The 15,249-nt window shown below is 71.3% G+C and carries 12 protein-coding genes; 7 read left to right on the forward strand and 5 right to left on the reverse strand.

Annotation, left to right across the window (positions count from 1 at the left end):
• Positions 1 to 396: 396 nt before the first annotated feature.
• Both AB0M73_RS44575 and AB0M73_RS44580 read right to left on the reverse strand, forming a co-directional pair.
• Positions 397 to 1,137 (reverse strand): MerR family transcriptional regulator, encoded by a 741-nt coding sequence (locus AB0M73_RS44575; RefSeq protein WP_363905407.1) that lies wholly within the window; start codon positions 1,135 to 1,137, stop codon positions 397 to 399.
• Positions 1,138 to 1,198: 61 nt separating this feature from the next.
• Entirely contained in the window at positions 1,199 to 3,901 is a 2,703-nt protein-coding gene (locus tag AB0M73_RS44580; RefSeq protein ID WP_363905336.1) for a LuxR family transcriptional regulator, read from the reverse strand.
• 263 nt (positions 3,902 to 4,164) lie between these two features.
• Here AB0M73_RS44580 and steA point away from each other — a divergent pair, with 263 nt between their 5' ends.
• From steA to AB0M73_RS44600, 4 genes are all read left to right on the forward strand, one after another.
• Complete coding sequence (steA, locus tag AB0M73_RS44585) at positions 4,165 to 5,349, forward strand: putative cytokinetic ring protein SteA (protein WP_363905339.1); 1,185 nt, start codon at positions 4,165 to 4,167, stop codon at positions 5,347 to 5,349.
• Positions 5,346 to 6,284 carry a copper transporter gene (locus AB0M73_RS44590; protein WP_363905343.1) on the forward strand — a complete coding sequence of 313 codons (939 nt, stop codon included), beginning with the start codon at positions 5,346 to 5,348 and terminating at the stop codon, positions 6,282 to 6,284. Before steA ends, AB0M73_RS44590 begins: the two co-directional genes overlap by 4 nt.
• 112 nt (positions 6,285 to 6,396) lie before the next feature.
• Positions 6,397 to 8,070, forward strand: coding sequence for a CTP synthase (locus tag AB0M73_RS44595; RefSeq protein ID WP_043724137.1), 1,674 nt, complete (start codon positions 6,397 to 6,399; stop codon positions 8,068 to 8,070).
• Positions 8,067 to 8,690: an NUDIX hydrolase gene (locus AB0M73_RS44600; protein ID WP_363905345.1), complete on the forward strand. Its 624-nt coding sequence runs from the start codon at positions 8,067 to 8,069 to the stop codon at positions 8,688 to 8,690. Before AB0M73_RS44595 ends, AB0M73_RS44600 begins: the two co-directional genes overlap by 4 nt.
• 76 nt (positions 8,691 to 8,766) lie before the next feature.
• Here AB0M73_RS44600 and AB0M73_RS44605 read toward each other — a convergent pair whose 3' ends face one another.
• On the reverse strand, positions 8,767 to 9,672 hold the full coding sequence (locus AB0M73_RS44605; protein WP_363905348.1) for a phosphotransferase: 906 nt from the start codon (positions 9,670 to 9,672) through the stop codon (positions 8,767 to 8,769).
• Between the two features lie 192 nt (positions 9,673 to 9,864).
• On the opposite strand from AB0M73_RS44605, the gene AB0M73_RS44610 reads away from it, so the two are divergent.
• Positions 9,865 to 10,578 (forward strand): GAF and ANTAR domain-containing protein, encoded by a 714-nt coding sequence (locus tag AB0M73_RS44610; RefSeq protein ID WP_363905351.1) that lies wholly within the window; start codon positions 9,865 to 9,867, stop codon positions 10,576 to 10,578.
• 4 nt (positions 10,579 to 10,582) lie between these two features.
• On the opposite strand, the gene AB0M73_RS44615 is transcribed toward AB0M73_RS44610, so the two are convergent.
• Positions 10,583 to 10,990: a nitroreductase family deazaflavin-dependent oxidoreductase gene (locus AB0M73_RS44615; protein WP_363905410.1), complete on the reverse strand. Its 408-nt coding sequence runs from the start codon at positions 10,988 to 10,990 to the stop codon at positions 10,583 to 10,585.
• A gap of 152 nt (positions 10,991 to 11,142) precedes the next feature.
• Between AB0M73_RS44615 and AB0M73_RS44620 the strand changes: the two genes are divergently transcribed.
• Together AB0M73_RS44620 and AB0M73_RS44625 are read left to right on the forward strand one after the other, a co-directional pair.
• On the forward strand, positions 11,143 to 12,363 hold the full coding sequence (locus tag AB0M73_RS44620; RefSeq protein ID WP_363905354.1) for an MFS transporter: 1,221 nt from the start codon (positions 11,143 to 11,145) through the stop codon (positions 12,361 to 12,363).
• 267 nt (positions 12,364 to 12,630) lie between these two features.
• The gene (locus tag AB0M73_RS44625) at positions 12,631 to 13,860 is read left to right on the forward strand and encodes a GGDEF domain-containing protein (RefSeq protein WP_363905357.1); all 1,230 of its coding nucleotides are present in this window, start codon (positions 12,631 to 12,633) and stop codon (positions 13,858 to 13,860) included.
• A 121-nt stretch (positions 13,861 to 13,981) separates the two neighbouring features.
• Here the strand turns inward: AB0M73_RS44625 and AB0M73_RS44630 are convergent, their stop codons facing one another.
• Complete coding sequence (locus AB0M73_RS44630) at positions 13,982 to 15,241, reverse strand: GGDEF domain-containing protein (protein ID WP_363905360.1); 1,260 nt, start codon at positions 15,239 to 15,241, stop codon at positions 13,982 to 13,984.
• Between the last annotated feature and the right edge of the window lie 8 nt (positions 15,242 to 15,249).

Raw genomic sequence — 15,249 nt, forward strand, 5'->3', positions numbered from 1 at the left:
CATCACGCCGGTCCCGCTCGGGGTCAGACCGGGTCGGGAGGACCACCATCTACATCCTCACTGTCCCGCTCTCCGGCACACCGAAATACGGTTTCAAGCACATCGCCGGTCGATCCTGCCGCCCGAAGTGCTGTGAGCGGTCCCGGCAACCCAGGCTTGTCCCCATTGGCCGGCGACTTCCCCCACTCCGTAACAAATGAAGCTCATCGGGTACGCCGCCGGCGATGAGCGGGCCGACTGAGGAAAGGGGCAAGCGCCTCCAACCCCACACTCGGCAACGGGCGGGCCGAAGCCGCCGGCCGGAGTAGACGGTCTTGACCATGGTCGAAACCGGCGGGCTTGCGCGGCGGACTTGCCCAGCCCCGGCCGCCGGGCTTGTCGACCCGGGCCGGCCGGCTACAGGTTCCGCTCCGCGTAGATCTTCATGGCGTCGCGGACCAGTTCGGCGGTGCCGGGGGCGTGGCGGTCGTAGTTCTGGGTGAAGCGGGGGTCGGCCACGTACATCTCACCCAGGCCGATGAAGTACGGCTTGGTGACGGTGGCGGCGGTGGCGATCCACTCGTGCAGGCGCCGGGTGACGGCCTGCACGACGTCGCTGTCGGCGGCCAGGCCGGCCTGGTGGGCGCGGCCGAAGTCGGCGGCGATGTCGAGCTGGCGCTGCTGGTGGGCCGCCTTCTCCTCCTCGGACAGGGAGGTCCACCACTGGTCCCCCTTGTCGTAGGCCTCCTTGCCCCAGCGCTCGATCACCTCCTCCTTGTACTGGGTGTGGTCGAACCCGTCGAACACCTCTTCGGCCATCAGCTGCTGGCCCCCTTCCGTCTTCTCCAACGTGGTCCGCACCGAAGCGATCTGGCGGGTGATCCGCTGCCGCTCCTGCTCCAGCAGGTCGAGATGGGTGCGCAGCGCGGCGGCGGTGTCCCGCTGGCCGGCCAGCACCTCGCTGATGGCGGGCAGCCCCAACCCCAGCTCCCGCAGGAGCAGGATCCGCTGCAACCGGACCAGGGCGTCCTGGTCGTAGTAGCGGTAGCCGTTGCTGCCGACGCGACTGGGCTGTAGCAACCCGATCTCGCCGTAGTGGCGCAGGGTCCGGCTGGTGGTGCCGGCCGAGCGGGCGATGTCCTGGATCGACCACTCCACCGCTGCCCTCCTGATCTCGTTCGGTGTGATAACCACGGTAGAAGTTGACGTAACGGCAATGTCAACCGTTCTGGGTCCAAGCACGCGGTAGCAGCCCCAAAGCCTGTGCGCGGAGAACGCTGGTGAGCCGGTCGCCGGTGCCGAGCTTCCGGTAGGCGTTCTCCAGGTGTTTCTGGACGGTCCCGGTCGCGATGCCCAGCCGCCGGGCGATGGCCTCGGCGGTGAGCGACTCGGCGGCCAACGCGAGCACGGTGAGCTCGCGAGGCGTCAGCAGGACCTGCACGGCGGGCTCCAGTCGGCCGGCCATGCGTGAGAACAGTGCGGCGCCGCAGGCGCGGAACAGGGAATCGGCCAGCTCGCCCTCGGCCTGGGCGGCCTTGGCCCGGCCGGCGGCGGCCAGGGCGCCGGCCGCGACGAGCCGGGCGCGGCCGGAGTCGACACGGTCACCCATGCGAGCGAATCTCTCGGCCGCGGCGATGGCGTGCTCGGCGGCTTCGGCCGGCGACGCGGAACGCAGCGCGTGGGCCCGGGCCAACTGGGCGAAAGCCAGCGGGAGCTGCCGGCCGACGGAGTCGGCCACCGCCTGCGCACGGTCGGCGCAGGCCAGGGCGTCCTCGGGACGTCGGCACTCGGCCTCGGCGGCGGCCAACAGCTCCAGGTAACTCACACGGGTGACAGGTTCGAAGCCGGACAGCTCGTCGTCGCCGCCGGCCCGCCGGAGCAGCTCGACGGCCCCGGCCGCGTCGCCGGCGTACATGCGGGCCTGGGCCAGCATCCCGTGCGCCACCCCGGAGAACCAGTCGCGCACCGGCCCGGCCACCCGCACGGCCTCCTCGCCGAGCCGCACGCCCTCGTCGGTGTCACCCAACCAGGTGACAATCCAGGACTGCTGGGCCAAGGCCATGGTGCGGAGCTCGTCGCTGCGGGTGAGCACCGCGGCCTCGGCGGCGTCCTCGAAGCACGCGGCGGCCTCGTGCAGCCGGCCGAGCAGACCGTACGTGGTGCCCTGGCCGATGCGCAGATACGTCACGAGGTGGTTCTGGCCGGTGGTCCGAGCGAGGTCCAGGCCGCGGGCCAGGTGCCGCAGGGCGCCGTCGAGCCGCTCGTAGACGAGCTCGTTCCAGCCGAGGAAGACCACGGCCTCCAGGTGCCGGGCGAGATCGTTGTCCAGCAACGAGTCCACCATCGAGGTCGACTCGTCCAGCAGGGCGAGCACCTCGTCGTCCACGAGGCCCTTGATGTACGCGTGCTGCACGCAGCCGCCGATGGTCGCGGCCAGCAGCGGGGCGTCGCCGACCCGGCGCGCGGTGGCCAGCGCCTCCCGCGCCCAGTCCCGGACGTCGGTGAAGTTGCCGGCGACCAGGCCGCCGGACGCCAACTCCAGCTTCAGCGCCGCGGCGGCCGCGCTGTCCGGATCGGACAGTCCATTCAGCTCACCGAGTACCAACGCTTGCGCCTCCGCGTGTCGGCCGAGCAGCCGCTCGATCTGCGCGCAGAAGCCGACGACCTGGGCCCGCGGCACGGCCGGCTCGGTCGGCATGAGCGCCAACACCTCGTGCAGCACCTCGCGGCTGCGCTTGAACTCGCCGGTGACGCCGAGGGCCTTGGCCAGCATTCCCAGCAGCGCCAGCCGCATCTGCTCCTCGGACGGATCGGCCGGCAGGAGCCGCAGCGCCGCGCGCAGCCAGTGCGCCGCCGTAGTCGGAGCAGTGTTCATATATGCGACGGCAGCATCTACAAGCACGTCGATGGCGGCTTTGTCGCCGTGGACGGCGGACTGCTCCACGTGGTGGGCCTGCACGGTGGCCGGGGCCTTGCTCGCGGCCAGCGCGGCGGCCGTCCGGGCGTGGGCGGCGAACCGCCAACCGCTGCCGATTCCTTGGTATACCACGCTTCGCAGGAGGGGGTGCCGGTAGCGCACGCCGACCGAGGTCCCCAGTGGACGAAGAAGGTCGCGCTCGGTCAGTCGATCCAGTGCCGCAAGCGTTTCCGTCAAGGGAAGATCGGCGGCCGCGGCGACGAGGACGGGCTCGGCGACGTCGGCCACGACCGCCACGGCCCGCGCCACCTGAAGGTCGATGTGGCTGAGCGTGGCCAGTTCCGCGGCCAGGGCGGCCGGACCTTCCGCGTCCGGGTGACGGGCCAGCGCTTCCAGATACAGCGGGTTGCCGGCCGCGGCGTCGTAGCGTGTGCGGTCGAGATCGTCGCCGACGAGCTGCCGCGCCTCGTCGAAGGTGAGCGCACCCAGCTCGATCTCCTCGACACCGTCGGAAAGGGCGGCCGACAGCCGCGGCGGCGCCTGTCGCGGGCGGTACGCCGCGACGATCACCACGCGGGCCCGCGGCGGATGTCGGACCAGGTGGTCGAGCAGCTCCAGGGAGGCGTCGTCGGCCCAGTGCACGTCGTCGAGCAGCAGCACCAGGCCGGCCGGGGCGGCCAGTTCGACCAGTCGAGTGCGAATTGCACGGTGCAGTTGGTAGCGCTCGACATCGATCGCCCCGTGGATGTCCACGGTGGACAAAGTGTCGCCCGAAAGTACGCCGAAAGGGACGTGGCGCTCGAACTCGCCGGCCCGTCCGGACACGACCGTGACGCCGGCGTCACGGGCCGCGGCGGCGAACTCCGCCAGCAGCCGGGTCTTGCCCATGCCGGGCTCGCCGGTGAGCCCGACGAAGCGTGCGACACCGAGGCCGGGGGTGAACAGCTTGCCCCGCAACAGATCCAGTTCGTGCCGACGACCCACGAACGGCGTCCCGATGACCACACCGCAGACGCTATCGCCGACCGTCCACTCTGGTACCGCTGGAAAGAGTGATCATGAAACGGCCATAAAGTCCAATGTGGCTGGCCGCGCCGTGGCCGAATGTGAGTGTTCTCCCGGTGCCGGTCGGCGTCAGGCGGTGTCCGTTGCTGTGCGTGCAACTCGCGTGCGGTCCCGGTGAAAACTCACCCGTACCGGTTGACCTGCCGGCACCAGTGCGGCGTGGCGAACGGGCCAACCCGTTGGGCTGAGTGACCATCGAGGACATGAAGCTCACCGGACTGCTGTCGCGGACACAGGAAGTGCTGCCAGGCGTCACCGGTGTCGCCAGGGTGGACCGACGCACCGACGACCTGCTGCGCAGGATCGGGCCCGGCGACATCGCCGTGCTCGACGCGCTCGACCTCGACCGCCGCACCGCGGAGGCGCTCATCGCCGCCGAGGTGGTCGGCGTGGTCAACACCTCGCCCTCGATCTCCGGGCGGTTCCCCAACCTCGGCCCCGAAGCGCTGCTGCACGCCGGCATCCCGCTCGTCGACGACGTCGGCTCCGGCGTGCTGAGCTCGATCAAGGACGGCACCAAGCTGCGCCTGCACGAGGGCGTCGTCTTCCACAACGAGCGCGAGCTGGCCCGCGGCGTCGAGCAGACCCCGGAATCGGTTGCCGACCAGCTGATCGAGGCCAAGGCCGGCATGTCGGCGCAGCTGGAGGCGTTCTCCGCCAACACGATCGAGTTCCTGCGCCGGGAACGCGGCCTGGTGCTGGACGGCCACGGCGTGCCCGAGCTGTACGTGCCGATGCGCGCCAAGCAGGTGCTGGTGGTCGCCCCCGGTTTCGGCCACGTCGAGGACCTGCGGCGGTTGCGCCGCTACATCAAGGAGTTCCGGCCGGTGCTGATCGGCGTCGACGCCGGGGCGGACACCCTGCTGGACGCCCATCTCACGCCGGACGTGATCGTCGGCGACCCGGACGGCATCAGCACCGAGGCGCTGCGCGTGGCCACCGAGGTGGTGCTGCCGGCGCAGCCCGACGGGCACGCGCAGGGCCTGGAGCGGATCCAGGACCTGGGCATCGGCGCGGTGACCTTCCCCGCGTCCTGCAACGCCGAGGACCTGGCGCTGCTGCTGGCCGAGGCGCACGGCGCCAGCCTGGTGGTCACCGTCGGCTTCCAGGCGACCCTGCGGGAGTTCCTGGACCGCGGCACCGGCGGCTCCATCCCGTCCACCTTCCTCACCCGGCTGAAGCTGGGCAGCAAACTGGTCGACTCGCACGCGGTCGCCGAGCTGCACCGCTCCCGGGTGTCCGCGGGCACCGTGCTGCTGCTGGTGCTCGCCGTGGCCGCGGTGGTCGCGGTCGCGCTGCTCGTGTCCGACGTCGGCAGCGTCTATCCGGCGCTGCTGGCCGGCGCGTGGCAGAACTTCGTCAGCTGGCTTGGGGGCCTCTTCCAGTGATCTCGTTGCGCAATCACGTCATCTCCATCGCCGCGGTGTTCCTCGCGCTCGCCGTCGGCGTCGTGCTCGGCTCCACGTCGCTGAGCAACCGGGTGCTCGGCGGCCTCGCCGGCGACCGGGCCAATCTCAGCAAGCAGGTGACCGACCTCCAGGCCACGCAGACCGACCTGAGCGGCCGGCTCACCGACGCCGACCGGTACGCGCTGGCCACCGGCCCGCTGGCCGTGCGGGGCGCGTTGGACGGCAAGTCGGTCGTGCTGGTCACGACCGCGGACGCCAAGACCACCGACCGCGACGGCGTCGCCGCCCTGCTGCGGGCGGCCGGCGCGACCGTCACGGGCGAGCTCCAGCTCACCGACGCGTTCACCGACCCGACCAAGTCCGACCAGCTGCGCTCGCTCGTGACCCGGCTGCTGCCGGCCGGCGTGCAGCTGCCGACGGCGGCCGACCCGGGCACGCTGGCCGGCGGCCTGATCGGGCCGCTGCTGCTGCTCGACAAGAGCGGCAAGCCGCAGGCGTCCCCCGACGAGACTGCGGCGGCCCTGACCGGCCTGGCCAGCGGCGGCTACGTGCGGCAGGGGCAAGGCCTGCACGCGGCGCAGCTGGCGCTGGTGCTGACCGGCGGGGCCGTGTCGGGCAACGCCGCCGCGGACCGGGCGGCCGTCATCGCCCGCTTCGCCATACAGGTGCAGCGGTCCGGCGCCGGCGCCGTGCTGGCCGGGCGCACCGGGTCGGCCGACAACTTCGGGCCGCTGGCCGTCGTGCGGGCCGACGGGGCCACGACCTCGGTGCTGTCCACCGTGGATGACGTCGACAACGCGGCGGGACAGGTGGTGGCGGTGCTCGCGCTGCGTGACGCCGCCGCCGGCAAGGCCGGCAGCTACGGGACGGCCGGCAACGCACAGGCCCCGGCGCCGACAGCGCAGACTGGATGAGTCACGGACCGGGTGAGCTGCTACTGTGAAATCCCGTGGACAGGCCGGTCGGCCCAGCCGATCGCCTACATAAGGACCAGTCACCACGGGAGCCCTCTTGTCACAGGCACGCATGACCAAGCACGTCTTCGTGACGGGAGGCGTGGCCTCCTCGCTGGGCAAGGGGCTCACCGCCTCCAGCCTCGGCCAGCTGCTCACCGCGCGTGGCCTGCGGGTCACCATGCAGAAGCTGGACCCCTATCTCAACGTCGACCCCGGCACGATGAACCCGTTCCAGCACGGCGAGGTGTTCGTCACCGAGGACGGCGCCGAGACCGACCTGGACATCGGCCACTACGAGCGCTTCCTGGACCGTGACCTGTCCGGGTCGGCCAACGTCACCACCGGCCAGGTGTACTCGGCGGTCATCGCCAAGGAGCGCCGCGGCGAGTACCTCGGCGACACCGTGCAGGTCATCCCGCACATCACCGACGAGATCAAGTCGCGGATCCGGGCCATGGCCGAGCCCGACGAGTCCGGCAGCGCGCCGGACGTGGTGATCACCGAGGTCGGCGGCACCGTCGGCGACATCGAGTCGCTGCCCTTCCTGGAGGCGGCCCGGCAGGTCCGGCACGACGTCGGCCGGGACAACTGCTTCTTCCTGCACGTGTCGCTGGTGCCCTACCTGGCGCCGTCCGGCGAGCTGAAGACCAAGCCCACCCAGCACTCGGTGGCCGCGCTGCGCAACATCGGCATCCAGCCCGACGCCATCGTGTGCCGGGCCGACCGCGAGATCCCCGACGGCCTCAAGCGCAAGATCGCGCTCATGTGCGACGTCGACGTGGACGCCGTGGTGGCCGCGCCGGACGCGCCGTCGATCTACGACATCCCCAAGGTGCTGCACGCCGAGGGCCTCGACGCCTACGTGGTGCGGCGGCTGGACCTGCCGTTCCGCGACGTGTCGTGGACGGTGTGGGGCGACCTGCTGGAGCGGGTGCACAACCCGAGCGAGACTGCCCGGATCGCGTTGGTGGGCAAGTACGTCGACCTGCCCGACGCGTACCTGTCGGTGACCGAGGCGCTGCGGGCCGGCGGCTTCGCGCACCGGGCCAAGGTCGAGATCCGCTGGGTCCCGTCCGACGAGTGCGAGACCGAGGCCGGCGCGGCCCACGCGCTGTCCGGTGTGGACGGTGTGCTGGTGCCGGGCGGCTTCGGCGTGCGGGGCATCGAGGGCAAGATCGGCGCCATCCGCTACGCCCGCACCCGCGGCATCCCGACCCTGGGCCTGTGCCTCGGGTTGCAGTGCATGGTGATCGACGCCGCGCGGGGTCTGGCCGGCATCGCCGACGCCAACTCCGACGAGTTCGGCGAGCCCACCAAGAACCCGGTGATCTCCACCATGGCCGACCAGACCGACGTCGTCGCCGGCGAGCGGGACATGGGCGGCACCATGCGGCTGGGCGCGTACCCGGCCAAGCTGCTGGCCGGTTCGCAGGCGGCCAAGGCGTACGGGGCGACCGAGGTGTCCGAGCGGCACCGGCACCGTTACGAGGTGAACAACGCCTACCGGGACCGGTTGAGCAAGGCCGGCCTGGTGTTCTCCGGCACCTCGCCGGACGGGCGGCTGGTGGAGTTCGTGGAGCTGCCGGCCAAGGCGCACCCGTTCTTCGTCGGCACCCAGGCCCACCCCGAGCTGAAGTCCCGGCCCACCCGCCCGCATCCGCTGTTCGCCGCGTTCATCCGCGCGGCGCTGGACTACGTCGCCGCCGAGCGGCTCCCCGTCGAGCTGGCCGAGGTGAACGCGTGAGCTCTGAGCAGACCCACGTCTTCGAAGTCGCTGCTAGTAAGGACATCTACCAGGGTCGGGTCATCGCGCTGCGGGCCGACTCCGTCGTGATGCCCGGCGGGGGTGTCGCGACGCGTGAGGTCGTCGAGCACCTCGGCGCGGTGGCCGTGCTGGCGTTGGACGACGACGGCCAGGTGACGTTGATCCACCAGTACCGGCACCCGTTGGGGCGTCGGATCTGGGAGCTGCCGGCCGGTCTGCTGGACGTCGTCGGCGAGGAGCCGGTCATCGCCGCTCAGCGTGAACTGGCCGAGGAGACCGGCTTGGCCGCCGGTTCCTGGGTGACGCTGGTGGACGTCGCCGCTTCGCCGGGCTTCACCGACGAGGTCGTGCGGGTGTTCCTGGCGCGGGACCTTTCCTCGGTGGGGCGCGAAGTTCCCGACGGCGACGAGGAAACCGACCTGGTGTCGAAGAAGTTCCCGCTGTCCGAGGCCGTCCGCATGGCCCTGGCCGGCGAGATCGTCAACGGCGCCTCGGTCTCCGGCGTCCTGGCCGCCCACGCCGTCCTGTCCGGCGCCGCCGAGCCCCGCCCCGCCGAAACCCCGTGGATCGACCGCCCCACAAGGTTCGCAGCCCGCTAAATCCCCCCGGCTTATGCAGGGAAGGACGCCTTACCCTCGTTGACCGCGGGTAAGGCGTCCTTCCCTGCATTGGGGTTCACCGGTACGGGGTCCACTGCGTTGTTGTGTCGCCGGTGCGGATGGAGTGCAGGCGGCGGCGGAGTTCCCTGCGGGTCTGGATGTCGCGGGCGATGGGCATGCCGACGGCGGCCAGCTTCAGCTCACGGAGTTCGCGCAGCACCGGGAATCCCGGCCAGCGGGTGACGTCGAAGCCGTAGGCGTCGGCCAGTTGCCGCTGATGGTCGGTGCTGCGCTGATTGACCCCGGGGCGGAAGCGGAGGTGCCGCACGGCCACGGGCACCAGATCCCACTCGCGGGGGCCGACGCAGGTGGTGTCGAGGTCGCACCAGATGGCGCCGCCGGGCGTGGCGATGAGGTTGCCGACTTGGGCGTCGCCATGGATGACGCTCTCGGGCAGCTGGTAGCGCACGGTCGACAGCGCCTTCTCGACGGCGTCGCACCGGCGGGCCAACAGATCCAGGTCGGCGACGGGCCAGCCGCGCATGCGGGCGTCGTGGATGCGGGTCCGCAGATCGGTGACGGGATCCCAGTGCGGCAGCCCGGCCCCGGCGGCCGGCACGCGGTGCAGCCGGCGCAACAACCGCGCCAGGTCGGAAACGGTTGGCGTGCGACCGGTATCGGCGGCCCGCAGCCAAAAAGTCACCACGTGCTCCTCGATGTGCACAACCTGGGTCACGCCCCGGGCCGGCTGCACGGCCGGCACCCGATGTCGGTCCAGCAACCGCGCGGCCTCGACGGCGGCCAGGGCACGGCGGCGCAGGCCGGGCGTGAGCGTGATCCGCACGATGATGGGATGGCGTTCCAGGCGGTACACGGCATTGTTGACGCACCGCACCACTCGCGCCCCGGTGTCGTCGAGACCGACCGTGGCGCAGGCGCGAGCCAGCACCGCTCTGATGGTGGTGTGGTCGCCGGTGAACATCGTGTCCCCTTCCGCCGAACAGGGGTTACCCAGCGCGCGGGGACTCGACGCGTTTCGACGATACCCACGCTCACACGGACTTCGTAGTGGCCGCTGTTACCGTGGCATCGACCGAGGTCGAAATGCCCTCCCGGCCTGGTACACCACGTGGTACGGCTGCACAGGGGGCCCGAAGGCCGGGGACGGTGGCGTGTGGAGGACGGCCGGGCGCGAGAGGTCACCGCGTCCATCAACAAGGCGGCGCAGGACGAGGGGGTTCCCGTCGCCGTTCGGCACGTGTGCATTGCCTGCGCCGAGCGGATGCGCGCGGTCGGCGTCGTGCAGTACGTGGTGTCGGACCTGGGGCAGGGCGAACCCGTGTACGCCACCGATCTCGCCGCCGAGCAGATCGCGGAACTCCAGGTGACGCTGGGCGAAGGGCCCGCGGTGGACGCCCTGGCCGAGGAACGTCCGATGTTCGCCGTCGACCTGACCGAACCGTCGCGCTGGCCGACCTTCGCGCAGGCGGCCGTGGAGGCCGGTGTGCGAGCGGTGTTCGCTTTTCCGCTGCAGATGGGCTCGATCGCCGTGGGCGTGCTGGAGGTCTACCGCGCCATGTCGGGGGATCTGACCACCGTCGAGTACCGGGACGCGCTGCTGTACTCGGACGCCGCCATGGCCTTGCTGCTGGAGCACATCGACGACGAGCCGAGCGCGCGGGAGGTGGACCTGTTCGCCGGCGGCTTCGGCAATCGCTGGGACGTGGTGCACCAAGCCACCGGCGTCATCTCCGTGCAGCTGCGCAGCGGGCTGAGCGAGGCGTTCCTTCGCTTGCGAGGCCACGCCTTTCTCACCGGGCGCGGCCTCGCCGACGTGGCCGAGGACGTGATCGAAGGGCGGCTGCGCTTCGACCGGGACGACGCCTAGATCCTCAGACGCGGTCCAGGTGCAGGACGGGGATGCGGCGGTTGGCCGTCTTCTCGTACTCGCCGAAGCCCGGCATCTGGGCGACGGCGTTGGCGTAGAGCCGGTCCCGCTCGCCGTCGTCGGTGACGGGCACCGCGCGGGCCTGGTACTTGTCGGTGCCGACCTCCACGGTCAGCTCGGGGTGGGCGACCAGGTTGTGGTACCAGGCCGGGTGCTTGGTCGAGCCGCCGGCCGACGCGATCACGTAGATCCGCTCGCCGTCCTGGAAGTACACCACCGGCGTCGTGCGCTCCGCGCCGCTCTTGGCGCCGACGACGGTCATCAGGACGACGTTCGCGCCCTCGAACGGCCCGCCGACCTTGCCGGAGTTGGCCCGGAACTCCGTGATCACCTGGGTGTTGAAGTCAGTCATGCTCACGGCAACCACCGGGGTCGGCGGATCCATCCCCGGCCGGGCGGAATTCATGCGATCGGGATCTGCTCCGATCGGCGGGGGCGTCGCCAGGGCATGGCGGTGTACCTTGCGTCACGTTCCTGATGCGGTGGGTCACTGGGGGTGGGCGCATGGGCGTGTTCGCGAGCCGCGAGTACCGCGCGCTGCTGTCCGCGTACACGGTCTCCACGGCCGGCGACCAGTTCGCGCGGGTGGCGCTGTCGGTGCTGATCTTCGAGCGCACGCGGTCGCCGGCGCTGACGGCGTTGACCTACGCGCTGACGTTCCTGCCCGACCTGGTCGGCGGGCCGCTGCTGGCGGGCATCGCCGACCGGCATCCCCGGCGAACCGTGATGATCACCGCCGACGTGCTGCGGGCGGTGCTGGTGGCCGTGATGGCGTTGCCGGGCACGTCGTTCGCCGTGATCGCGGTGCTGCTGGTCGTGGTGCAGCTGGCCGGGGCTCCGGCGAACGCGGCCCGGGGCGCGCTGCTGCCGCAGATCCTGGGCGACGACGAGTACCCGGCCGGTCAGGCCGGTCTGTCCTCGGCCGGCCAGGCCGCGCAGGTCGCGGGCTTCGCCGGCGGCGGGGCGCTGATCGTCGCCATCGGTACGAGTGGCGTCTTGGTCGCGGATGCCGCCACCTTTGCCGCCTCCGCGGTGCTGGTGCTGCTGGGGATTCGGCGCCGCGAGGCGTCGGCCAAAACCGGTGAGCTCGTGAAGCGAGGCTGGGGAAGCGACCTGGTCGAGGGCGCCCGGCTGGTGGCGACGACGCCCCGGCTGCGCGCGCTGATCGCGTTCGCCTGCATCTCCGGCATCTACATCGCGGGGGAGGCGCTCGCCGCCCCGTACGCGACGGAGCTGGGCGGCGGCCCGACGCTGGTCGGCCTGCTGTTCGCCGGCTTCGCCGCGGGCGCGGTCGCCGGCATGCTCGTGTTGACGCGACTGGCCGTGCCGACTCAGCTGCGGCTGTTGCCGCTGCTCACGGCGGGTTCGTGCGTGCCGCTGGTGGTGTGCGTGTTCGATCCGTCGGCGCCGATCGTGGTGCTGATGTTCGTGCTCAGCGGCTTCGCCAGCGGCTACCAGGTCACCGCGAGCACGACCTTCATGCGCAGCGTGCCGGACGACCGGCGTGGACAGGCGTTCGGGCTGGCAGTGACGGCGTTGAAGGTGTCCCAGGGAGTCGGTGTCGGGCTGGCCGGCGTCATCGCCGAGGCTCTCACCCCGCACGGCACGGTCGCGCTGGCCGGCGTGGTCGGGGTGGTGGCGGCCGTCGGCGTCGGCCTGCTGTGGCGTGCGGCTGGGGGCGCGTCGGCCGTGCCGTCGACACGGCCGACACCCGCCCCCGGTTAAGCCGTCAGCGCCATTCGCTGGGACGGCCGACGCCGCGCCACTCGGAGGGGCGGCCGGTGCGGGGGGATTCGCTGCGCTTGATCATGATCTGCCTCCGTGTGGGGGTGGAACGTGATTTTCGTTTCCCCCGAGCGGAGCACGACACTGTGTCGATCCCTGATTACAGTGACTGTTTTCCGGGACGGGGGGTGCCGCGTCGTGAATCGGGTCGACCCACGCCGCTGGCGTCTATGGTCCCTCCCACGTGGACTACTCGCGTACGTCCTCATGGTGGAGCTGGCGACCGTACTCATGCTGGTCACGACGGGCGCACTGACCCCGATTACGTCCTCGTCCTGGCTTTGGTTCGGCCTGCTGCTGGGCGCGTCGGTGATTCACCTCGAAGCCGCCCAGGGAATCGAACGTATTCGCGAAGTCTCTGCCGAGGGCAGCCCGTACACGCATATGCAGAGCGTCTGGTATTTCGCCGGCGTCCTGTTGTTGCCGCTGCCGCTGCTGGCGTTGTTGATCGTGTTGTCGTTCACCCACGAGTGGTTCCGGGTGTTCCGCGGCCAGGCGATCGCGTACCGGAAGGTCTTCTCCGCCGCCACCGTCGTGCTCGCGGTCGGCGCCGGGCAGCTGGCCTTCGCCGCCTTCTTCCCCGGCGGCGGAGCGCCGTACGCCGCCCAGCTCGACGGGCCGCTCGGCGCGGTCGCCGTCATCGTCGCCGGCCTGGCGTACCGGATGGTCAACTACGCGCTCGTGGTCGGCGCCATCGTCGCCTCCAACCCCGAGCAGCCCGCCCGCAAAGCCCTTGGGCACGCCTCCGACCAGCTGATCATCGCCGCCAGCGTCGGCCTCGGCTACGCGGTCGGCGTGTTCACCGTCGACCGGCCGTGGTCCATGCCGATCCTGCTGGTCACCGTGCTCGCGCTGCACATGGGCCTGCTGCTGCCGCAGTTCCGGATCGCCGCGCACACCGACTCCAAGACCGGGCTCGTCGACGCCGCCTGGTGGTCCGACCGCGCCGCCGACCAGCTCGACCGGGCGCGCCGGCTGGCCCGGACCGTCGGCGTGCTGATGATCGACCTCGACCACTTCAAGGAGGTCAACGACTGCTACGGCCACCTCGCCGGCGACCAGGTCCTGACCGCCGTCGCCGAGGCCGTGCGCCACTCCGTCCGGTCCCTCGACCTCGTCGGCCGCTGGGGCGGCGAGGAGTTCGCCGTCCTCGTGCCCGCCGTCGGCGTCGACGAGCTCCAGGCCGCCGCCGAGCGCGTGCGGGCCGCCGTGCAGGCCCTCTCGGTCGACATCCACGACCTCGAGGGCCGGGACGCCACCGTCACCGCCCTCACCGTCTCCATCGGCGCCGGCCTCTACCCAGCCGCCGGCGCCGAGCTCAGCGACCTCCTCCTGGCCGTCGACGGGGCCCTGTTCCAGGCCAAGCGCCAGGGCCGCAACCGCACCGTCATGGCCAGCCGCGTCATCGCCGCCACCCCCCGCGAGCGCACGGCCTGACCACCCCCGCGAGTCCCGCTCAGGAGCACACCGAAATCCGGTTTCGCGCACATCTGAGACCCGAGGCGCAGTTCTGCCCGAAATCGTGTTTCGGTGTGACGCTAGGCGGGACTCGCGGGGGTCAGAAGCTGACGACCTTGTTGCGGCCGGTGTTCTTGGCGCTGTAGAGGGCCGTGTCGGCGGCGTGGAGGAGGCGGTCGACGACGGTGCCGGCGGTGGGGTACATGGCGACGCCGATGGAGACGGAGAGGTCCGCGATGGTGCGGCCGTCGTCGGCGAAGTCGACGGGGACGGCGAGCTGGCTGACGGCGTGGCGGATGCGCTCGGCCACGGCGACGACGTGCTCCTCGCCGACGCCGGGCAGCAGGACCACGAACTCCTCGCCGCCGAAGCGGCCGACGGAGTCGTACGAGCGGACCTGGGCGGTGATGGTGTCGGCGACGGCCTTCAGGGCCAGGTCGCCGGCCAGGTGCCCGTAGGTGTCGTTGACCTGCTTGAAGTGGTCCAGGTCGACCATCAGCACGCCGGTGGTCTCGTTCGTCCGGCCGGCCCGGGCCAGCTCGCTGGTGGCCAGGTTGTGCCAGCCCAGGGTGTTGAACAGGCCGGTCTTCTCGTCCTTGGTGGCCGCGACCTCCAGCTGCTTGACCAGCACGCCGCGATGCAGCACGAGCAGCGGCGGCACGACCATGACCACCAGCAACGGCTGCGTGGCCATGGCCAGGGCGGTCAGGGTGCCCAGGCAGAGGGTGGCCAGCTCGACCAGGTTGTCGGCCCAGCCGCCGAACAACTCCCGGACGGAGTGGTGGGTCATGTTCAGCGCGCCGAGGATCAGCAGAGCGTTGGCCACGAAGTACGCCGCCACGGTGCCGGCGATCGCCCCCACGCCCAGCCAGCCGTCGACCAGAGCGCCCTCGATGCCGTGCATGCCGAACAGCTCCAGCACCAGCCGTGCCGCGTAGCAGGTAAGCACCACCACGGAGCCGTTGATCACGCTGCGGAAGGCCGGCACCCGCTGCAGCCGGTACCAGCTGCGCAGCGCGAGGTGGGCGTACAGCAGGGCGACCAGCGCCGCCACCAGCACCGGCGGCAGCAGGAGCACGCCGGCGAACGTCCACACCGAGGTCATGTTGATGTGCGGGGTGCCGTTCACCCGTCGACGGACCCGCTCCACCTGCCGGCCCAGCTCCGCCTGCGCGATGCCCAGCACCGCCAGCGCCAGCATTACCAGCACGTCTTTCCCGCTCGGATGAACCCACCCGGCGGCCAGCGCCGTACTCCCGACCGCGACGGCCTCGGTCACCAGGCAGAACAGGATCAGCCGTGGCCGCTGTCGCCACAGGGTCCAGCGACGGGGAGTGACCAGGAGGTCACGGACGTGCACCGAGGCAC

Origin of the sequence: Kutzneria sp. NPDC051319, assembly GCF_040682195.1 — a bacterium.
GTDB lineage: Bacteria > Actinomycetota > Actinomycetes > Mycobacteriales > Pseudonocardiaceae > Kutzneria.